The organism is Chryseobacterium sp. G0201 (assembly GCF_003815655.1).
Taxonomy (GTDB): Bacteria; Bacteroidota; Bacteroidia; order Flavobacteriales; family Weeksellaceae; genus Chryseobacterium.
Map to the genome: position 1 here is coordinate 597,814 of NZ_CP033917.1, position 20,233 is coordinate 618,046.

Genomic DNA, 20,233 nt, shown 5'->3' on the forward strand with positions numbered 1-20,233 from the left:
GGATGATGAGATTTTTATCTTTTGTTTTCTTCTTCATTTTCAGTACGCATTTCATATATGCTCAGGAAGGAAGATCACAATTGAACATTACGGTTTACACCGAAAATAATAAAGAATTAGAAGGTGCATCTATTGCGGTTGACCAATCTTCTGTAACCACAGATAATAATGGAAATGCTAATATTTCTTTGTTAAATGGTAAATATCGCGTTAAAATCATCCATCCTAATTTTCAGGAGAAAGAACTGAACATTACGCTTGCTTCTCAACAAAATTTGACCATAAATCTTCAACCAATCGATAAATTGGAAGAAGTTATTGTCTTTTCTAAAGAAGGAAAAGGCTTAACCACAAAATCCGTCATCGACAGAAAAGCGATGGAGCATTTACAACCTTCAAGTTTTTCAGATTTGATGGAATTACTTCCGGGAGGGTTGGCTAAAGCTCCGAATTTAAGTAGTGTAAACAGGCCCATTCTTCGTGAAAACCCTGGTGATTACAGTGGAAATCAATACAAAACATCTTCGTTGGGTGTACAGTTTATGATTGATGACAATATCATTAACTCAAATGCTGACCTGCAGATTTCTGTAGATAACAGGCAGTTTTCGGAATCTGTAAAAGGTAGGGAAACAGCATATTCCGGAATTGACATGAGAACAATTTCTACCAATGATATTGAAAAAGTAGAAATCATCCGTGGAATCCCTTCTGCTTCGTACGGAGATTTAACTTCAGGTTTGATTAAAATTGAACGTAAAATCGGTCAATCACCACTTCAGGCAAGATTTAAGGCTGACGGTTTCAGCAAACAATATTATGTTGGAAAAGGTTTTAAAATAAATGATAAATGGCAGTTGAGCGCCAGTGCGGATTTCTTGGATTCAAAAGCAACTCCAACTGATGATTTTGAAAACTATCAAAGAATTACAGCTTCTCTTCGTTCAAAGAAAATCTCAACACTTTGGTCAAGACCTTTAGAATGGAGATCAAACATCGATTTTTCTGCAAACATTGATAAGAAAAAAGTAGATCCTGATAATGGAACAACAGATATAGACAGATATGAATCTAATAATAAAAAGATCAGTTTTACCAATAATTTTATTTATAATTTAGATAAAAGCTCATTCTTTAATAAAGTAACTTTAAATACCGCTATCCGTGCAGGGTTTGAAAAAATTGAACAAAGAAAACTCGTACAGTTATCAGGCCCGCGTTCTTTTTCTTTAGCCTACGATCAAGGTGAAAATGTAGGTTTCTTTCCCGTTTTACGTTACGTTACAGATTTTTCAACAGAAGGAAAACCTCTGGACATAAATGCTCTTTTCAAAATAAATGGTACAAGAAAAACAGCAGGAATCACACATGACTATGAAGCGGGTCTGGATTGGAGATATTCTAAAAATAATGGCAATGGTATAGTTTATGACATGAGAACACCGCCTTCGGCAGAATTCGGAATACAAAGACCAAGAGCTTTTAATGATATTCCGGCTTCGAACCTGTTGGCTGCTTTCCTGGGAGATCAAATGAGCTATGCGATCGATCAGCATAAATTCACTTTATATGCAGGTTTGAGGGTTTCTAAAAATTTAGGTATTGATAATTCTTACGCCATCAGCAAAAAAATTTTTACAGAACCAAGATTGAATCTGCAATACAGCTTACCTCATCTGATGATCAATAATTTTCCATTGAAAACAGATGTTACATTAGGTTATGGTTTATTTTATAAGCAACCGACTTTGTTAATGCTTTATCCGAATAAAGAATATTGGGATTATACTCAGTTGAATTATTACAGTAACGATGCACAATACCGTTATGTAAATTTCATGACGTATGTACAGTCTAGAGAAAATAAAAATATCGAGGCCGCAAAAAGTATTAAGAAAGAGATCAGATTAGATTTAAGTTATAGAAACAATGAGTTTTTTATCACTTATTTTAAAGAAAATATGAAAAACGGCTTCCGTAATATGGATAATACAGCTGTTCATACTTATAAAAAATATGATGCAACACAGGTAGATCTTTCTCAATGGAACAACGGTCCCAACTTAACAAATGTTCCGTATGAAACTATAACTACACTTGCCGCATATGAAGTAACTGAGAACGGAAGCGAAACATTAAAACAAGGTATAGAATTCGGTTATACGTCACCAAGAATCAAGGCCATCAATACAAGATTTACCTTTACTGGAGCTTGGTTTAAATCTCAATATAGAAATTCTATTCCATTTGCCTTTAAACCTACTGTATCAGTTGGAGTTGGGCCTTTTCCTTATTACGGAATCTATCAAAATGATTATGGTTATGTAAACTCAAACATGAATTATAATCTTTTCATCGATACTTATCTGCCAAGTTTAGATCTTACCGTTTCAGCCTCATTTCAGGGAAGTTTATATGACCATAGAAGAAACGACCAAAGAATTGCAGAGCCGATTTCTTACTATGGAATTGATGGCGTAATACATCCATTTACAGATGCAGACAGAACAGATATCTACAAACAGTGGCTTGTAAGAAATGTTTCGGTTACAGATAATCTTCCAGATTTATACACATTCACCATCAACGGAAACTTTAAGGTTACAAAAAGTATCTACAAGTCATTAAAAACTTCAATGTTTGTCAACAGGCTTTTCAATTACAGTGCGCCTTATACATTCAATAATGTAAAAGTTTACAGAAAAGGAACCAATACTCCTTATTTCGGAATGGAATTAAACTACAATTTTTAATATATATCAAAAGAAAATAACATGAAAAAAAGAGTTTTACTATTAAGTATGGTAGCAATGATGACGACGACGTTTACGATGACATCATGTTCCAATGATGATTTCGGAGTACAGACTGCTCAAAACGGAGTATTAACTTTATCTTTTTCCGGAGAGAATATTGCTACTTATCAATCTTTAAATATTGAAATTAAAGAAATAAATACCGGAGCTGTCATTACAAAAACGATACAGAATGCAAGCTCTTTATCTGTAGAAGTTCCTTATGGTTCTTATAAAATTACAGTGAACGGGCAAGTAGTTACTACTCTACAGGAACCAACTGCTGCCGGAGGTAATGCATCTGCAGATATTACGACACTCGCAACCAATGTGAATGTTCCGTTATATTTTAAAACATTCAAAGAGGATTTTATCATTGAAGAAGTATTTTTCACAGGAGTAAAAACTACGGATAATAAAAACTATAACTCAGGACGTTATTTTAAGCTTACCAATAATACAGATAAAGTATTATATGCTGATAAATTAATCCTTGCTCAGTCAGAATTCCTTACAACAGATGATAAAAACCCTACTCCATATGATGTTAATCAATCATTTGCTGTAAAGGGAGTGATGGTATTGCCTGGAGATGGAACTCAATATCCAGTTAAGGCTGGTGATTTTATTGTAATTGCAGATAACGCTATCGATCATAAAGCAAATACAAGCACTGCTTATGATTTGCATAATGCAGATTTTGAATTTCCTTCTACAAATCCGACTTTAGGACAGGTTGACAATCCGGCTGTACCTAACGTTAAGGTTATTTACACTCAAATGACCTACAACATGTTCTTCTTACACAACAGAGGATTTGAAAGTTATGTAATTGCCCGTTTCCCTGCCGGAGAAAATGAAACTACGTTCTTAACAAGTCATAAATACGATTACACTTACCAAAACAGTGCGGGAGGTGTCACTTCAAAAAGTGCATATTCTATTCCAAACACATGGATCGTAGACGGTGTAAATAACAGTATTCCAACAAAATTCATTCATACATTAACTTCTCCAAGTATTGACGGAGGCTGGACATCTACAGGAACAATCGACAATGATGCTGCACGTTACGGAAAATCAGTAAGACGTAAAATTATAGGAAAAACAGCTAACAATAAAAATGCTTATTCTGATACCAACAACTCTTCAACTGATTTTGTAAAAGATTCTCAGCCAAGTTTAAAAAATGGGATTTCACACGAATAAATATCTCATATCGATATTATTAAAATAAATTATGCTTACTATAAAAAAAACTTTCTATCTGCTATTCATCGTTATTGGTTCGCTTTCAGTGAAGGCTCAGGACAGTCTTAGCTTATTTAAAACGATCAATAATCAATATAATGTAGAAAGAAATTTTAAAACTCAATTTTATTATAATCCGGCATCCATGTCGGGTTATAGCTCTACTTCTTTCTCAGAATTCAATGTAGGTTTTCATAATAAAGATGACAAAGCTTATCGTCAACAATTAGGAAGCGGAGAAAAAGGTTTAACAGTTGAGGCAAAATCTTTTCAAAAATTAAAGCCAAACTGCTATGTTTGGGGAAATGCAAGCTATCAGAATGTAAAAGTTGATAACATTAAGTGGAATGAAACATTAGATTATGATCGTGTTGCTCCATACATCACTTCAGATTCTGTTGGAGGAAAATTAAATCTTGAACGTTATCAATTTGCCGGAGGTTATTTACAAAAAACAAATCTTTGGACTTTTGCGGGTCAGATAAGTTATTTGGCGCAGTTGGGATATCGTGCCAGAGATCCCAGATTAAGAAGTACAACCTCGGATTTGAGAGTAAATGCAGGCATAAACTACAAAGTTTTTAGGGAATATGAAATCGGAGTTTTCGGTGAATTCAATAAATATACACAAAACACTTCTTTAACTTTTCAGAGCGTGTTGGGAAGACCTTATGTATATCAAATGGTAGGATTGGGACATTCTAATAACTTATTTAACGGAGGTACAGCTCCATCTTCAACATTCGAAGAATTTGGTATAAAAGGAGGTTTACAAATTTCCAATAAAGAAGGCAAAGATTTTTACCTCCAAGCAAGTATTGGAAGAGCAAATAATGTAAAAAGTTATAATGGTACAGGAAATACATTTTATGACATTTCTGATTTAGTAGATGAAAATTATCAAATCGAAGGTGCTAAGTTTTTTGATTTAAATCAAAAACAACGTGTAGGGCTTTTAGCAAATTTCACATCTTCTGTAAAAACAGGTTCAGAATATGGTTATTCTCTTAACACGACAAACATGACTCAGATATTTAAAAGACAGGCATACCGCAGAGAAAACTATGTATCAACAATAAAAGGTTTCTACCAATACAATCAAGACCATTTCTCCATCACGGCGACTCCTTTTTACGGGTATGAAGAAATTAAAGAAAGAAGATTATACCCAAATGCAGGACAAAAATTTGAATATTCTTATTTCGGAATTAATGCAGATTACAAACAGCAAATAAAAGAAAATCAGGTGTTAAGTTTCCAGCCTTATTTTTCAAAAAGAGTTGTTAATAAATCAATTACCGCTTTATCAACTACAGGAAATGCAGCTGTTGACGCTTGGGTTCTACAGGATTATCAGTTCCAGGCGAGCGACATTACCACTGTTGGAGCATCATTAAGATATGATTTAAAACTTGAAAAATTACCTGCTTTCTTCGTAAGTGCAGAATATCAATCACAAAAAATTCAAGAAAAAAACAATAATTTTGCAGGCGCAAGCATAGGAATAACATTTTAGGGAATGAAAAGAGGTATATATTGGGTTTTAGGATTGGTTTTATTGTTATTGTGGAGTTTTACGCCAAAGGTCAATCAGGATTTGTCAAATATTCAGGATCCGACCATTGAAGACATTGTAAAAAGTTACAAAAAAGCAATCACCGCTTGGCCAAAACCGGATATCGATTACGGAGTACAATGGAAAGAATTTTCTCCCATTAAAAGCGACTCTACTTTCTTCGCAGATCAGGATAAGCCTAATGTTATTTTAGGGAAAATGCTGTTTTTCGATCCTAAATTATCAAAATCAAGTCAGGTTTCATGCAGTTCTTGTCATGACCCTGAAATGGGATGGGCAGACCGCAGACGTGTTGCTCTGGGAAATGATCATCTTCAAGGAAACAGAAATACAATTTCGTTATACAATATCGCACAACGCCAGTCTTTTTTCTGGGACGGAAGAGCAAAAACATTGGAAGAACAGGCAGCCGGCCCGCTTGGTGCTCATCATGAGATGGCCATGGATGTGAAAACCTTACCCGCAAAAATACAGGCCGTAAAAGGATATAAAGAACTTTTCAAAAAAGCCTACGGAACCGATAAAGTAACGTATGAAAAAGTAGTAAAAGCTATCGCCGATTTTCAAAAAACCATTAAAAGTCAGCCAAGCCGTTTTGATAAATTTTTAGAAGGAAAATACACTGCCCTATCTGATGAAGAAATCTACGGCATGCATATTTTCAGGACAAAGGCCCGTTGTATGAACTGTCATAACGGACAATACCTTACCGACGAATCTTTTCACAACATCGGGTTGACCTATTACAAAAAAAAATATCAGGATCTTGGTTTATACGAAATTACTAAAAAACCGGAAGATGCCGGTAAATTCAGAACGCCGCAATTAAGAGCTCTGATGCTTACTCAGCCTTGGATGCACAACGGATTATTCAATGATCTGGAAGGTGTGGTAAATGTCTACAACAGCGGAATGCACCAAATCGATCCAAGTCCGGAGAAAAAACAATTGGATCCGTTATATCCGATGACCGATCCGCTATTAAAACCTTTACACTTAACAAAAGAAGAAACCAAAGCTCTTGTTTCTTTCCTGGAATCGCTTTCAGGAACAAAATATAAAATGAGAAGACCGGAATTTCCTGTTGAGTAAAAATTAATCTTCATAAACGACTTACTTTTGTCAAAATTTCAATATTTTTCAATATTGAAAAATATAATCATTTAAATAATATAATCATGGCAGGATTAACAGAAAAAGAATTTAAAAAACTGATTCAGAAGCACATTGCTAAAAGTAATTATGTGAAAATTTATCTTACGGAAGAAAGTCCTGAAAGCTACGTTGTTGGGTTCATTCTTAACGTATCAGATAAGTTTTTAATGATTCAGGAGACATACGATTTTACTTTGGCAGGGATCAAGATCATTCCTTATGAAAAAATCTCAAGTATCCGTCACAACAGGTTTGATAAAACTTCAGAAAAGATATTTTCGGAGGAAGGATTGATAAAATTAAATCAAAAAATTATTGATAATACCTCTTTAAAAAATGCAGAATCATTGTTTAAATCAATAAAGAAACAAAACTTCCACTGCATCATCGACAGCGCAAAAAAGAAAAAAGACTTCTTCTCAATTGGTGAAATTATAGAAGTGAATGAGAAATCTGTAATCATCAGAAATTACGATCCAACTGGGAAAATCAATAAAAAACCTCATAAAATTTCTTTTAAAAACTTAGAATTCATTACTTTTAATGATAATTATTCTTTGACCTTTAGAAAATATTTGAAAGAATAATATCATTTTAATAAAAAAACACACATGAAAATAGCTATTCTCGGAGCCGGAAATATGGGCTTGTCATTTTCAAAATCTTTCTTGAAGTATGAATTGATCAAGCCTGAAAGCCTGCATCTTATTACAAGAAATGAGTCTAAATTATCAAAAATATCAGAAGAATTTCCCAAGTCTAAAATTTCAATTTTTAATGATGTAAAAGAATTGGACGCAGACTTAATCATCATTGCCGTAAAGCCTCAGGATTTTCAAAATGTTGCTGAAAATTTCAGATTTAAACTGAAAGAAAATCAAATGGTTTTATCGATCATGGCAGGAATTAAGATCGAAAAAATTCAAAAATTATTAAATCATCCTCTTGTTGTAAGAGCAATGCCGAACTCACCTACCCTTCTCGGGATGGGAATTACCGGTTTTACTTCTGCGGAAGGAATTTCTTTCAGTCAGTTAATTAATATTGAAAGATTATTGAATTCTACAGGAAGATCGGTTTATTTGGAAAACGAAGATCTTTTGGACGGCGTAACCGCACTTTCAGGAAGTGGACCGGCCTATTTCTACTACATCGTAGATGCCATGATAAAAGCCGGAATGGAAATGGGAATTGACGAAAATTTATCAAAACTATTCGTAAAACAGACCATGTTGGGCGCCTATCATTTAATTAATAATTCTGACAAAAACTTGGAAGAATTGATAAAAGACGTTGCGTCTAAAGGCGGAACAACCGAAGCAGCTTTAAAAACGTTCGAGGAAAATAATTTCAAAGAAATCCTCAAAAACGGAATTTTAAATGCCGAAAAACGAGCGAAAGAATTGAATGGATAGAAATTTAAACCATTAAAATTTTTTAAGTTGTTAAGCTTTTTAAGATAAATACTAAAAATATTTTTAACATCCAATTTGTCATTCTGTAGGAATCTAAACACAGTAATTCACAGAATAATTTTCGCAAACTATGCCTAGATTCCTCCGGAATGACCAACTTTATGGATATTATTTTTTAAATTTTTAATTGTAAGAAAATTATTTCCTAACCATCGGAATCTGCAAATTCGTCGGACGGTTTTCTTCGGTATCAAAACCTCTTCCGTCAATATTTCTTGCACCCCAAAATAGCATATCTCTATAAAGGTAAATCAGATCATATTCTTTAAAAATATCTCCTTCTTTCAAACCAAAAGGAATAAATTTTTTCTTGAAAATATTTTGAGATTTTCCAATTTCCCATTGATCAAAATCTTCTTTTGCCAGATTATTCAATACAGCTGCAAAATTCTGAATCAAAGGCGTCACTTCATAACTTTCGTTGGCTGTAAAATCTACTTTTTGCGCGCCTTCCGCAACGGGATGATCGCCCTGCCACTCTAGTTCTCCTTTTATCAACATTTTAACCAAAGGAATTTTACCGTAAGCATCAGCATAATTGATGATTTCCAATTGAAATTTATCTTCCGGTAAATAACTGAATTCTCTTGTTAAGTTAAAAGGTTTTAAAGTTCCGTCTTCATTTTTAAATGAACTTGGACGAACTTCAACTGCGATACTTTTCCAATCGCCAAGTAATTCTTTTTTGATCTCTTCTACAAAAAACCCTTTCTTATCCATCTTAAATTGTTTTTAACAAATGTAACGAATACTGAAAAGGAATTATACCCAACGACTGAATTTATTTTCTAAAAATCTGCACATCAGAAAGCCTAAATAAACCCCGAAAGTATTAAGAATAACATCATCTATTTCGCAAATGCCCCATCTTGTAAAATACTGAAGTGCTTCTACGATAACGATTGCTGATATAAAGGAAAAAAGGAGACTTTTAAGATCTTTAAGTTTAGGAAAGATCCACCCCAGAAAACCAAATGGAATAAACATTACAACATTTCCCAAAACAATTCTGATGATATCTTCCCACAGAATCGTTCCTTCAATGAATTGTATGGTCGACAAAATGGGCTTTATCCTCACAATATTTTCATCATACTGAAATCTGCCCATTCCTAAAAACATGAGATACAGCAAAAACAAAGTGTATGGAACAATAATAAATTTGTAAATTTTCTTTAACATCAATTACAAATTTATTCATTTCAAAAACATTAAATTTGTATGTTAAATAAAATTAATGAAATACGTTCTACTTACGCTCATTTCGGCGATGCTGTTGTCTATATCCTGGCCAACTTACGGAATTCCGTTCTTTATATTTTTTGCTCTTGTTCCGCTTTTGATGATGGAACATGGCGTTTCAAAATTTTCTAAATTCAATAGAAAAAGCTGGGTGGTTTTCGGGCTTTCCTACCTGTGTTTTGTGATCTGGAATATCGTAACCACAGGCTGGCTGTACGGCTCTAAAAACCCTGACGGAAGCCATTCTATGATGGCGGTTGTATTTCCTGTGTTGGTTAATTCACTTCTATATTCTTTGGTTTTTCAATGCTACCACTGGTATAAAAACGCGCAGGGAACCTATTGGGGACTTGCTTTTTTTGTCGCAATCTGGATGAGTTTTGAAAAGCTTCATTTAAATTGGGAATTTACGTGGCCTTGGTTAAATCTTGGAAATGTCTTTTCCGAATATCCAAAATTCGTGCAATGGTATGATACGTTGGGCGCAACGGGTGGAAGTTTCTGGATCTTGGTTATTAATGTTCTTATATTTTATACCTTAAGAATTTGGGAAGCAGGACGAAAAAGAAAGAGTTTACTTATAAATACTGCTATTGTAGCTGTTTTAATTGTTGTTCCAATGATTATTTCATTGGCGAAATACAATAATTTTAATGAAAAACCGATTGGACAGGTGAATGTTTTGATGCTTCAACCCGATCTTGATCCTTACGGAGAAAAATATTCTACAGACAGTTTAACGATAGAAAATGATCTTTTAAGCCTTGCAGAAAGAAACTCAAAAGGAAAGATCGATTATTATATTGCCCCTGAAACAGCACTTCCCGGAAGAGGTTCTATTTCTGAAACTGCCTTTGAGAAGAGTTTACTTTTAAATAATGTTAAAGATTTTCTGGCAAAACATCCGGGTTCGGTTTTCTCGACAGGAATTTCTTCACATCGTTTTTATACAAAAAAAGATAAATTACCAAAAGAAGCTTATCAGCTTAACCCTGCACTTTGGGTTGAAAGCTATAATTCGGCAGTTCAAATCGTTCCGAATCAAAAAGTGATAGTTTATCACAAAGGAAAATTGGTTCCCGGTGTTGAAATTTTCCCTTATATGAGTGTTTTAAAACCACTTTTAGGCGACGCCATGCTTAATTTGGGTGGAACTGTTGCTTCATTGGGAACGGATAAAGAGAGGGTTGCCTTTTCAAATCCTTTTAACAAAGGAAAAATTGCTCCAATCATCTGTTATGAAAGCATTTATGGTGAATTTGTAACCGATTATGTAAAAAAAGGAGCCAATTTCTTCGCGATCATGACCAATGATTCTTGGTGGGGTGTTTCGGAAGGTCACAAACAGCTTTTATCGTATGCAAAATTAAGAGCCATCGAAACCAGAAGAGAAATTGCCCGCGCTGCCAATAGTGGAATTTCGGCTCACATAAACGCAAAAGGAGAAATTGTAGAAGATACTTTTTATGGAGATAAAACGACTTTATTTGCTAAAATTAATCTTTATGATACGCAGACTTTTTACACAAGAAGCGGCGATTTGCTGACGAGATTTTCATTTTTTGCGTTGGGATTCTTGTTGTTTTATTTCTTGATTAAAAGAGTTCAAAATAAAATGAAAAAAGCGTAATTTTTTTTCACAGATTTGAACAGATGTTTGTGAAAATTTGTTTTTAAAATAATTTGAACAATTAAAAATAAAATGGCGGCTCAGAAAAATCTGGGTCGCCATTTAAAATAAAGGTAGAGAAAAGAAAAGCCAGCTGGACGTCTGGCTTTTCGCATTGATTAAGGAAAAATTCAATTATTTAATAATGAGTTTTTTGGTGATTTCTTGTTGTTTTATTTTTAATTTAATCATATAAACTCCTTTTGGAAGATGAGAAACGTTGATCGATTGATCGCTGCTCAACGTAACATTCAGTTTTCCGCCATCTATTGAATACATTTCAACATCAGAAACTTTTTCGCCTTTGATGAATACCCTTTCTGTAGCAGGATTCGGATAAATGGAGAATTGTTTGTCTAAACTGATATTTTGAGTTCCTAATGTATTTTCTGTAGAAGCATCGGAATATACTTTTGAAGCATCAATCGATCGAACACTCCAATATACGTTCTGAATGGAAGGATCAAGATCCAAGAACCAAGATGGTGTTGTAATGACATACTTGGCAAGATTATGAGCTCCGGGAGTAGTTCCGACTTTGATTTCATAGCGTAATGCATTAACCGGTGTTTTATCATCTGAAGCGCCTGTCCAAGAGAAATTAAATCTGTTTCCGGTTTTTGTAAGATTCAGGTTTGTAGGAGGTGCGGGTTTTACATTGGTTTCGGATGAAACATTTTTGAAGATTTTGGTTAATGAAGGCATTGCCGGATCTGCCCAATCAAATCCGGACAATAGAACATCGAGGTGATGATCATTATTATAGTCAAGTAGATGCACAAAACCCGGACCTCCTAAGTTGTACAAACCTGTAGTTATATTTTCTGTAAAATTTTGATTGCTTGGATTATAAGTGAAAACTTTCACCACAGCATCATTATTTTCATCATTTCCTGATACAATGAAGTCGTAGTAACCGTCATTATTTAAGTCACCGACACTTAACGATGAATCTGATATTTCCGGAGTATTTATTTGTTGAATATTTAGATGCCCTGCTCCATCATTCATTAAAACAGCAAGATATCCTTTGTATTCATCATCCTGCGCTGAGACAACCATATCCTGAAATCCATCGGCGTTGAAATCGGCAAATTCCAGTTTTCCACTCGCTAATGGAGGAAGTGTTTGGGTAAGTGTCAGCGTTCCTGCAATATTTAAATACACCTTAAACATAGCATCACTATTGCCGTCGTAGCCCAATATTACAAGATCTAAAAGATGGTCATTATTTAAGTCAACCATTTTAAAACTGCTGTTTTGGGTACCTTCCATCCATCCCGGAGATACCTGAAAACTGCTTCCTGTATTTTGATAATAATCTAATTTATTAACAAATCCGATTCCGTCGATATATTGAGTTCCGTTCAATGCATAATCCTGTAAACCGTCATGATTAAAGTCAAAAACTTCCATAGAGCCGTAGATTTTACCAGGCAAATCAGCTTCTTTCACAAAACCTGAACCCGTATTTCTGAATCTGTAATGTTTATAATTCACAATATCCATATAGTTCAACCCTGTAGAAATAATATCTGCCAGACCATCATTATTATAATCAATGAATTTTATATCTCCTATATGCGTTGCATCTGCGCCAAGATCAGCGTAAGGAATAAATGTTGTTCCATTGTTTTTATATATCCCATTATAAGTGGTATCTACATTTCCGTCTCCATCAGAATCTATTGCTCCGTTTACGACAATATCCTGTAATCCGTCATCATCAATATCTCCTATATCGCTTGCCGGATAGTAGTAATTATTCATACTTGTCTGAATCTCAGTAAAGGTTTGCGCCATAATTCCTATTGGAAGCATTGATAATAGAATAGAAATCCTCTTCATATTATTTTTATTTAGATTAATTAAAAACAAAGATATAGGATTAATTTATCGCTCCTTTATAAAGTTTATATGAATTTTATCAGGCTCAATGCCCATGGTATCTGAAGATTATTCTTATGCTGAAATTCAATCGTATGAATCAGTCAGTTATTTGTAAATATTTTATAAAACATTTGTCTATCTAAAAAATTCTTCGTTATTTTGCAACCTCAAATATTATACAAATAAGAACATCGAGATATGTCAAGAATTTGCCAAATAACAGGAAAGCGTGCAATGGTTGGTAACAACGTTTCTCACGCTAATAACAAAACGAAGCGTCGTTTTGAAATTAACTTATTAGAGAAGAAATTTTACCTTCCAGAGCAAGATAAGCACGTAACACTGAAAGTATCAGCTCATGGATTGAGAGTGATTAACAAGATTGGAATCGAAGAGGCTATCGAAAGAGGCACTAGAAACGGATTGATTAAAAAGAACTAAATCATGGCAAAAAAAGGAAATAGAGTTCAAGTAATCCTTGAATGTACAGAGCACAAAGAAAGTGGTATGCCAGGAATGTCTAGATACATTTCTACAAAAAACAAAAAGAACACTACAGAGAGATTGGAATTGAAAAAATACAATCCTGTTCTTAAGAGATCTACCCTTCACAAAGAAATCAAGTAATTTATAAATATAACTTACCATGGCAAAGAAAGTAGTAGCAACCCTACAAAGCGGACAGTCTAAGAAAATGACTAAAGTCGTGAAAATGGTGAAGTCTTCTAAATCAGGAGCTTACGTTTTCGAAGAAAAAGTAATGAATGCAGACGAAGTTGATGGTTATTTGAAAAAATAATTACCACTTTATTTACAATATAAAAAACTACTCATTTTTTGGGTAGTTTTTTTGTTATCTTTGTGATAAAGAGAGATAATACAACATCTTATATACAATCAAAATTCTAATATGAGTTGGTTTAAAAATATTTTCAAAAAAGAAGAAAAGGAAACTTTAGATAAAGGATTGGAAAAATCCAGTCAGGGGTTTTTCGAAAAAATAACAAAAGCCGTAGTCGGTAAAAGTACAGTAGATGATGAAGTTCTGGATGATCTGGAGGAAATACTTATTGCATCAGATGTAGGCGCATCAACCACCATCAAGATTATAGAAAGAATTGAAGAGCGTGTTGCCAGAGATAAATATGTAAATGTAAGTGAGCTTGATAATATTCTCCGTGAAGAAATTTCAGGATTATTGCTTGAAAATCCTCACGCAGGAACAGGAAATATTGATGCTTCAAAAAAACCTTATGTAATAATGGTTGTGGGCGTGAACGGTGTAGGAAAAACAACTACGATCGGGAAATTGGCTCATCAATTTAAATCAGAAGGTAAAAAAGTAGTTTTGGGAGCAGCTGACACCTTTAGAGCGGCCGCTGTTGATCAATTAACAATTTGGAGCGAAAGAGTTGGCGTTCCAATCGTAAAGCAGGAAATGGGCTCTGATCCGGCTTCTGTTGCCTTTGATACAGTACAAAGTGCTCAAGCTCAAGGAGCAGATGTTGTTATTATTGATACAGCAGGAAGGCTTCACAATAAAATCAACTTAATGAACGAGCTTTCAAAAATTAAAAGAGTAATGCAAAAGGTTATTCCTGATGCTCCTCATGAGATCTTATTGGTTCTTGACGGCTCTACCGGACAAAACGCATTCGAGCAGGCTAAACAGTTTACAGCAGCCACTGAAGTAAATGCTTTGGCAGTTACAAAACTAGACGGTACAGCTAAAGGAGGTGTTGTGATTGGGATTTCTGATCAGTTCCAGATTCCGGTGAAATATATTGGCGTTGGAGAGAAGATGCAAGATTTGCAATTGTTTAATGGTACAGAATTTGTAGATTCTTTTTTCAAGAAGAGATGATTTTTATCATATAATTCTTTAAATTAGTAAATCACATTCATATTAACAATTAAAAATTTTAAAACTATGGGAATTTTAACTTGGATCATTTTTGGTCTTATCGCAGGAGCAATTGCAAAACTAATTATGCCTGGAACTCAAGGAGGAGGTTGGCTAATGACCATCATCTTAGGAATTGTTGGAGCTTTCGTAGGAGGATTTATAGGTAGCTTTTTAGGATGGGGAACTACAGATAGTTTCGATTTCAGAAGTATGTTATTGGCTGTAGGAGGAGCGTTAATCGTTCTTTGGATCTACGGAATGGCTACAAGGAAAGGTTAGTTATAAATAATAAATAAAAAACAAAGAAGCCGGATTTGAAATTCAAATCCGGCTTCTTTTATGAAACAATATAATTTAGTCGATTTTAATCTGATAAGGCATTTCCATTTTTACTTCAGACTGTAACTTCTCGTTGGTGATCTGATTCAAAATTTCATAGTTTGCTTTACCAATTTTACTTTTAATAATTTTTGCAGAGATCTCATCTTCATTTAAATCATTAAAAATCTGTTCAAATGCAGTCATCTTTTTAGGGAAAGAAGCTACATTATAAGATGATTTTAAACCTGCTTTTTGTGCAGCAAATTTTATTGCGTCGTTTAAAGTTCCCAATTCATCCACCAAACCAATTTGTTTAGCTCTTGTTCCACTCCATACTCTACCTCCACCAATACTATCGATTTGCTCAAAAGTTTGCTTTCTGTTTTGCGTTACGAAATGTACAAATCTTTTATACGTTCCTTCAACACTTCTTGTGATCATGCTTACTCCATAAGGACTAACACCATTTAAAGAAGAATAATATTGAGAATTTGCATTGGTAGCAACAATATCAGAACGTACTCCATTTTTATTAGCCAAATCTTTAAAGTAAGGTATTACACCGAAAACTCCGATCGACCCCGTTAATGTATTAGGTTCAGAATAAATTTTATCGGCTGCCATTGCAATATAATAACCTCCGGATGCTGCGTAATCACCAAAAGAAACAACAAGCGGCTTTTTCTTTTTTAATTGCTGAAGCTCAAACAAGATCTCATCAGAAGCATTTGCACTTCCTCCGGGAGAGTTAATTCTTAAAACAACAGCTTTTACTTTATCGTTTTCCTGTAATTCTTTAATATACTTAATATACTTATCAGAATAAATATCATTGTATCCGTCTCCATTATTAATTGATCCTGATGCATACAAAACAGCAACTTTATCTCCAGATTTACCATCGTCAGAATATGAATCAATATATTTACCTAAAGAGATCTTATTTAATTTATCTTTTTCTTTTAAGCTTAATTTTGATTTAATTAATTCATCATATTCTGTTTTTTGAATTAATTTATCTGCCAGTTTATGTTTCAATCCCAATTCAGGAATCATACCATATAAACTGTCCACTACTGTTCTGAATTGTGCAGTATCAATTTTTCTTGAAGTTGCAATTCTTGTAGAAGTATTTTTCCATATATCATTTAAAAGAGTACTTAATTGCTCTCTGTTTTCAGGAGAAATATCATTTCTTAAAAACGGTTCAACAGCAGATTTAAATTTACCGTGACGAATCACTTCGATACCAATTCCATATTTATCAGCAAAATCCTTAAAGAAAGTAACTTCCGTAGCAAGACCTTTAAGCTCTATCATTCCTGATGGATTCAGATAATACTGATCCGCCACAGACCCTAAATAGTAAGAAGACTGAGAAACCGCATTACCGTAAGCGTAAACAAACTTTCCACTCTTTTTAAAATCCTGAATCGCATTTCTTAGATCATCTATCTGAGTAATCCCTGCATGAAGATCATCAGCTTCAATACTTATTCCTTTAATATTATCATCAGTTTTCGCTTTGTTGATAGCTTCAATGGCATCATAAATCAGAACGTTTTTGTTTTGATTATTAATATTAAATATTCCTGTTTCCTCTTCTGTAGGGCTATCTATTATATTTGTTTTTAAATTAATAGTTAAGACAGAGTTCTTTTTTACCTCTACCGATTTATCACTTCCCATTGAGCTAAACACCAGCATCATAATGAAAAAGAAGAAAAATACGACACACATTATCACAATTGCTACTATATTTGCCAGTACATTTTTAAAAAAACTTTTCATAAATCAATCATTTTCTAATATGTCGCAGCATAAGGTAGTTTTGTTACTGGGAAGTAACATTGGAGACAAAAAAAAAAATCTTGAAGAAGCCCTAGAACACATTAAAAAAGGAGGTAATGATATATTAAAAATTAGTGAATTTTTAATATCTGAGCCTGTAGAATTTGCTAGTTCCAATATTTTTTGTAATATTGCATCAATAATATTCACACATCTTTCACCAATTCAACTACTTGATTTTGTTAAAAGTATTGAATTTGAGATGGGAAGAATTAATGATTCAAAGGTTTCAGGAGGCTATACCGACAGAATAATAGACATTGATATCGTTAAATATGATGAATTGAAGTTCACATCAGAAAGGTTAGAAGTCCCTCACCAGAAACATCTTTTTGAAAGGGAATTCTCTAGAATATTATTAAAAGATTTTTTTTAAATAAAACATAAAACATATTGTATGAAATTAGGTTTATTATTATTGGCCGCTTTGCCTATTGCTACTTATGCTCAGGACAGTATCGCCGTTAGTTCCTCTAGCGAATACCCGAATACTTTTTCCTCAGGTTCTGCCAATGTCCAAACTTTCGACAACAAGGCTAGAAGATTTAACGACTGGAGTATTTCAGTCGGTGGAGGTGCAGCATTTATGACTCAATCAGACCTTACGTCATTTTATGACAAAAAGGTTAACTGGGGTTATAACAGTTACGTAAGCATAGACAAACAGATCTCACACACATTCGGATTAAGCATTGTTTACCAAAGGGGTGAAACAACCCAAAAAGGTATGTTGCAAGGTGTACCCGGACAATTAGCAGGTGTAGGAGTTGCAAAAACCAAGTATAACCAAATTGCTTTATTAGGAGATGTTAACTTTTCAAACATTTTGAGAAGAGTTGATAATCATTCTCCTTACAGATGGGCATTACATGGTTATGGAGGTATTGGACTCATGAACTATAACACATCTTTACACGACAACAACGAGTACAGATGGAGTACGACTCCCGCAAGAATTCCTTTGTTTATTGATCAGAAACTTGATATTAACTCAATTTACTATCAGTTTGGTCTTGGTTTGAAGTATAATGTTTCAAAACTTATTGACATCGAAGCAAGAACAATGTACATCATCAGTGGTGATGACGAGTTCGACGGTGGTGGATGGGCTGGTCCTGGTGATTATGACGTTAACTCTAATGTATCAAAGTATAACATGATCAATGACAGAAGATCTGACAACATGTGGACAGTTAATTTAGGTGTATCATTTAAATTAGGTAAACACATGTCTCATTTAGCTTGGCATGATCCTTTACAAGAAGCTTATTACAGAACAAATGTTCTTGAAAATGCTTCAACAGATTTTGTTGTTTGTGAAAAAGGTGACAATGACAATGACGGAGTTTGCGATGATTGGGACAGAGAACTAAATACTCCTGCCGGTGCAAGAGTAGATGGAGCAGGTGTTGCTTTAGATATGGATCTTGATGGAGTTATTGACTTATACGATAAGTGTGTAACTGTACCTGGACCTGTAGAAAACAATGGTTGTCCTACTAAATAATTATCATTAGTAAACAGCGAATACAGTAAGTAAAATTTTACTTCAATTAAAATAAATCATTTAAATAACTAAATAAAAAATACACTATGAAATTAAGTTTAGCAATTGTTGCATTAGCACTAGCTGTTCCTACAGCAAGTTATGCACAAGACTCAACGGCAGTTTCTTCAAACGGAAAATATCCAAACACATTTTCTTCAGGTTCTGCTAATGTTTCCCCATTTACACAGAAATCTAAGAGATTTAATGATTGGGCAATCTCATTTGGTGCCGGAGTACCTTTGGTTCAATCTGCGGATTTAACATCAATAAAAAACGGTAACGGTAAAAATCTTTTTGGATATTCTGCTTACATCAGTATTGATAAAGCTATTACTCATGCTTTTGGTATTAATCTTCAGTATGACAGAGGAGAAACAAGACAAGGTTGGTTCAATACCAAAGATGCTGCCCCTGCAGATGCTTCAAAATATCAGCAAGTAGCAGGTAGAACTCAGTATGATGCGATCTCTATCTTAGGAGATATCAACTTCTCAAATTTATTAAGAAGAGTTGATAATCATTCTCCATACAGATGGGCATTACACGGATATGCAGGTGTTGGTACTTTAGCATACAAAGCTTATCAGAAAGATGAGACAGGACAAAGATTAATGACTGAAATCAAGCCATTCAAATTAGGTTCATTCTTCGGTCAGGCTGGTGCCGGTCTTAAATTTAAAGTTAACAGAAGATTAGATATCGAAGGTAGACTAATGTATGTTATGACTGGTGATGATGAGTTTGATGGTGGAGGTACACAATACAGCGCTATTAACCAACGTGAAGAGCAAGTTTCTGATAACTTCTTCAACGCTACTTTAGGGATCTCTTTAAAGTTAGGAAAACATGAATCTCACTTAATGTGGCATGACCCATTACAGGAAATCTATTATAAATTAGATGTATTGGCTAACAAAAACCAAGATATCGAAGTTTGTAAAAAAGGAGATGCTGATAATGATGGTGTTTGCGACGATTGGGACAGACAACTTGATACTCCTGCAGGTGCAAGAGTTGATGGTGCAGGTGTAGCTCTTGATACAGATTTAGACGGAGTAATCGATCTTTACGATAAGTGTGTAACTGTTCCTGGACCTGTTGAAAACAACGGATGTCCTACAGCAACAGCTACCGGACCTGTAACTGATGATACTAGAACTTTAGAAGGAATTGAATTTGATTTAAATTCTGACAGAATCTTACCATCTAACACTCCTATTCTTAACAATGCAGTTAGCTATATTAATTCTTCAAACGGAGCTTATAATGTAGTTGGTGCTACTGACACTAGAGCTTCTGATGCTTATAACCAAAAATTATCTGAAAGAAGAGCTAATAGCGTTAAGAGTTACTTAGTGAAAAACGGTGTAGAGTCAACTAAATTGAACGCTATAGGTAAAGGTGAAAAAGACCTTAAATATCCTGAGTGTGACCCTGCTACTAAGTGTCCTGAGTGGAAAAACAGAGCGAACAGAAGAGTTTACTTTGAAGCTAAATAATAAACTAATTATTTAATTATATTAAAGTCACGCAATGCGTGACTTTTTTTGTTG

The 20,233-nt window shown here is 34.1% G+C and carries 19 protein-coding genes; 15 read left to right on the plus strand and 4 right to left on the minus strand.

Annotation, left to right across the window (positions count from 1 at the left end):
* Positions 1-2 precede the first annotated feature (2 nt).
* From EG348_RS02705 to proC, 6 genes are all read left to right on the plus strand, one after another.
* Positions 3-2,753, plus strand: coding sequence for a carboxypeptidase regulatory-like domain-containing protein (locus EG348_RS02705; protein WP_123980436.1), 2,751 nt, complete (start codon positions 3-5; stop codon positions 2,751-2,753).
* A gap of 21 nt (positions 2,754-2,774) precedes the next feature.
* Positions 2,775-4,004: a DUF4876 domain-containing protein gene (locus EG348_RS02710; RefSeq protein WP_123980438.1), complete on the plus strand. Its 1,230-nt coding sequence runs from the start codon at positions 2,775-2,777 to the stop codon at positions 4,002-4,004.
* A 31-nt stretch (positions 4,005-4,035) separates the two neighbouring features.
* Positions 4,036-5,562, plus strand: coding sequence for a DUF6850 family outer membrane beta-barrel protein (locus EG348_RS02715; RefSeq protein WP_123980440.1), 1,527 nt, complete (start codon positions 4,036-4,038; stop codon positions 5,560-5,562).
* Positions 5,563-5,565: 3 nt separating this feature from the next.
* Positions 5,566-6,714 (plus strand): cytochrome-c peroxidase, encoded by a 1,149-nt coding sequence (locus EG348_RS02720; protein ID WP_123980442.1) that lies wholly within the window; start codon positions 5,566-5,568, stop codon positions 6,712-6,714.
* A gap of 86 nt (positions 6,715-6,800) precedes the next feature.
* On the plus strand, positions 6,801-7,364 hold the full coding sequence (locus tag EG348_RS02725; protein WP_123980444.1) for a hypothetical protein: 564 nt from the start codon (positions 6,801-6,803) through the stop codon (positions 7,362-7,364).
* 24 nt (positions 7,365-7,388) lie between these two features.
* Positions 7,389-8,192 carry a pyrroline-5-carboxylate reductase gene (gene proC / locus EG348_RS02730; RefSeq protein ID WP_123980447.1) on the plus strand — a complete coding sequence of 268 codons (804 nt, stop codon included), beginning with the start codon at positions 7,389-7,391 and terminating at the stop codon, positions 8,190-8,192.
* 198 nt (positions 8,193-8,390) lie between these two features.
* On the opposite strand, the gene EG348_RS02735 is transcribed toward proC, so the two are convergent.
* The gene (locus EG348_RS02735; RefSeq protein WP_123980449.1) at positions 8,391-8,972 is read right to left on the minus strand and encodes a hypothetical protein; all 582 of its coding nucleotides are present in this window, start codon (positions 8,970-8,972) and stop codon (positions 8,391-8,393) included.
* Positions 8,973-9,014: 42 nt separating this feature from the next.
* Complete coding sequence (locus EG348_RS02740; RefSeq protein WP_123980451.1) at positions 9,015-9,434, minus strand: VanZ family protein; 420 nt, start codon at positions 9,432-9,434, stop codon at positions 9,015-9,017.
* Positions 9,435-9,489: 55 nt separating this feature from the next.
* On the opposite strand from EG348_RS02740, the gene lnt reads away from it, so the two are divergent.
* On the plus strand, positions 9,490-11,124 hold the full coding sequence (lnt, locus tag EG348_RS02745; protein ID WP_123980453.1) for an apolipoprotein N-acyltransferase: 1,635 nt from the start codon (positions 9,490-9,492) through the stop codon (positions 11,122-11,124).
* 174 nt (positions 11,125-11,298) lie between these two features.
* Here lnt and EG348_RS02750 read toward each other — a convergent pair whose 3' ends face one another.
* Positions 11,299-13,011, minus strand: a complete 1,713-nt coding sequence (locus EG348_RS02750; RefSeq protein ID WP_228414827.1) for a T9SS type A sorting domain-containing protein — start codon at positions 13,009-13,011, stop codon at positions 11,299-11,301.
* A 240-nt stretch (positions 13,012-13,251) separates the two neighbouring features.
* Between EG348_RS02750 and rpmB the strand changes: the two genes are divergently transcribed.
* From rpmB to EG348_RS02775, 5 genes are all read left to right on the plus strand, one after another.
* On the plus strand, positions 13,252-13,494 hold the full coding sequence (gene rpmB / locus EG348_RS02755) for a 50S ribosomal protein L28 (protein WP_054511814.1): 243 nt from the start codon (positions 13,252-13,254) through the stop codon (positions 13,492-13,494).
* 3 nt (positions 13,495-13,497) lie between these two features.
* Positions 13,498-13,680, plus strand: coding sequence for a 50S ribosomal protein L33 (gene rpmG, locus EG348_RS02760; protein ID WP_027373683.1), 183 nt, complete (start codon positions 13,498-13,500; stop codon positions 13,678-13,680).
* A gap of 19 nt (positions 13,681-13,699) precedes the next feature.
* The gene (locus EG348_RS02765; protein WP_002976755.1) at positions 13,700-13,852 is read left to right on the plus strand and encodes a DUF4295 domain-containing protein; all 153 of its coding nucleotides are present in this window, start codon (positions 13,700-13,702) and stop codon (positions 13,850-13,852) included.
* 111 nt (positions 13,853-13,963) lie between these two features.
* Positions 13,964-14,917, plus strand: a complete 954-nt coding sequence (gene ftsY / locus EG348_RS02770) for a signal recognition particle-docking protein FtsY (protein WP_072412354.1) — start codon at positions 13,964-13,966, stop codon at positions 14,915-14,917.
* A 66-nt stretch (positions 14,918-14,983) separates the two neighbouring features.
* Entirely contained in the window at positions 14,984-15,238 is a 255-nt protein-coding gene (locus EG348_RS02775; RefSeq protein ID WP_123980455.1) for a GlsB/YeaQ/YmgE family stress response membrane protein, read from the plus strand.
* 75 nt (positions 15,239-15,313) lie between these two features.
* Here the strand turns inward: EG348_RS02775 and sppA are convergent, their stop codons facing one another.
* Positions 15,314-17,071: a signal peptide peptidase SppA gene (gene sppA, locus EG348_RS02780; RefSeq protein WP_123980457.1), complete on the minus strand. Its 1,758-nt coding sequence runs from the start codon at positions 17,069-17,071 to the stop codon at positions 15,314-15,316.
* 19 nt (positions 17,072-17,090) lie between these two features.
* Between sppA and folK the strand changes: the two genes are divergently transcribed.
* From folK to EG348_RS02795, 3 genes are all read left to right on the plus strand, one after another.
* Positions 17,091-17,507, plus strand: coding sequence for a 2-amino-4-hydroxy-6-hydroxymethyldihydropteridine diphosphokinase (gene folK, locus EG348_RS02785; RefSeq protein WP_123980459.1), 417 nt, complete (start codon positions 17,091-17,093; stop codon positions 17,505-17,507).
* A gap of 21 nt (positions 17,508-17,528) precedes the next feature.
* Entirely contained in the window at positions 17,529-18,638 is a 1,110-nt protein-coding gene (locus EG348_RS02790; RefSeq protein WP_123980461.1) for an OmpA family protein, read from the plus strand.
* Positions 18,639-18,724: 86 nt separating this feature from the next.
* Positions 18,725-20,179, plus strand: a complete 1,455-nt coding sequence (locus EG348_RS02795) for an OmpA family protein (RefSeq protein WP_123980463.1) — start codon at positions 18,725-18,727, stop codon at positions 20,177-20,179.
* Positions 20,180-20,233: the final 54 nt, after the last annotated feature.

Bases quoted from the DNA above. Each gene is read 5' to 3' on its own strand.
- EG348_RS02705 (WP_123980436.1), top strand. From the start codon at position 3: ATGATGAGATTTTTATCTTTTGTTTTCTTCTTCATTTTCAGTACGCAT.
- EG348_RS02710 (WP_123980438.1), top strand. From the start codon at position 2,775: ATGAAAAAAAGAGTTTTACTATTAAGTATGGTAGCAATGATGACGACG.
- EG348_RS02715 (WP_123980440.1), top strand. From the start codon at position 4,036: ATGCTTACTATAAAAAAAACTTTCTATCTGCTATTCATCGTTATTGGT.
- EG348_RS02720 (WP_123980442.1), top strand. From the start codon at position 5,566: ATGAAAAGAGGTATATATTGGGTTTTAGGATTGGTTTTATTGTTATTG.
- EG348_RS02725 (WP_123980444.1), top strand. From the start codon at position 6,801: ATGGCAGGATTAACAGAAAAAGAATTTAAAAAACTGATTCAGAAGCAC.
- proC (WP_123980447.1), top strand. From the start codon at position 7,389: ATGAAAATAGCTATTCTCGGAGCCGGAAATATGGGCTTGTCATTTTCA.
- EG348_RS02735 (WP_123980449.1), bottom strand. From the start codon at position 8,972: ATGGATAAGAAAGGGTTTTTTGTAGAAGAGATCAAAAAAGAATTACTT.
- EG348_RS02740 (WP_123980451.1), bottom strand. From the start codon at position 9,434: ATGTTAAAGAAAATTTACAAATTTATTATTGTTCCATACACTTTGTTT.
- lnt (WP_123980453.1), top strand. From the start codon at position 9,490: ATGAAATACGTTCTACTTACGCTCATTTCGGCGATGCTGTTGTCTATA.
- EG348_RS02750 (WP_228414827.1), bottom strand. From the start codon at position 13,011: ATGAAGAGGATTTCTATTCTATTATCAATGCTTCCAATAGGAATTATG.
- rpmB (WP_054511814.1), top strand. From the start codon at position 13,252: ATGTCAAGAATTTGCCAAATAACAGGAAAGCGTGCAATGGTTGGTAAC.
- rpmG (WP_027373683.1), top strand. From the start codon at position 13,498: ATGGCAAAAAAAGGAAATAGAGTTCAAGTAATCCTTGAATGTACAGAG.
- EG348_RS02765 (WP_002976755.1), top strand. From the start codon at position 13,700: ATGGCAAAGAAAGTAGTAGCAACCCTACAAAGCGGACAGTCTAAGAAA.
- ftsY (WP_072412354.1), top strand. From the start codon at position 13,964: ATGAGTTGGTTTAAAAATATTTTCAAAAAAGAAGAAAAGGAAACTTTA.
- EG348_RS02775 (WP_123980455.1), top strand. From the start codon at position 14,984: ATGGGAATTTTAACTTGGATCATTTTTGGTCTTATCGCAGGAGCAATT.
- sppA (WP_123980457.1), bottom strand. From the start codon at position 17,071: ATGAAAAGTTTTTTTAAAAATGTACTGGCAAATATAGTAGCAATTGTG.
- folK (WP_123980459.1), top strand. From the start codon at position 17,091: ATGTCGCAGCATAAGGTAGTTTTGTTACTGGGAAGTAACATTGGAGAC.
- EG348_RS02790 (WP_123980461.1), top strand. From the start codon at position 17,529: ATGAAATTAGGTTTATTATTATTGGCCGCTTTGCCTATTGCTACTTAT.
- EG348_RS02795 (WP_123980463.1), top strand. From the start codon at position 18,725: ATGAAATTAAGTTTAGCAATTGTTGCATTAGCACTAGCTGTTCCTACA.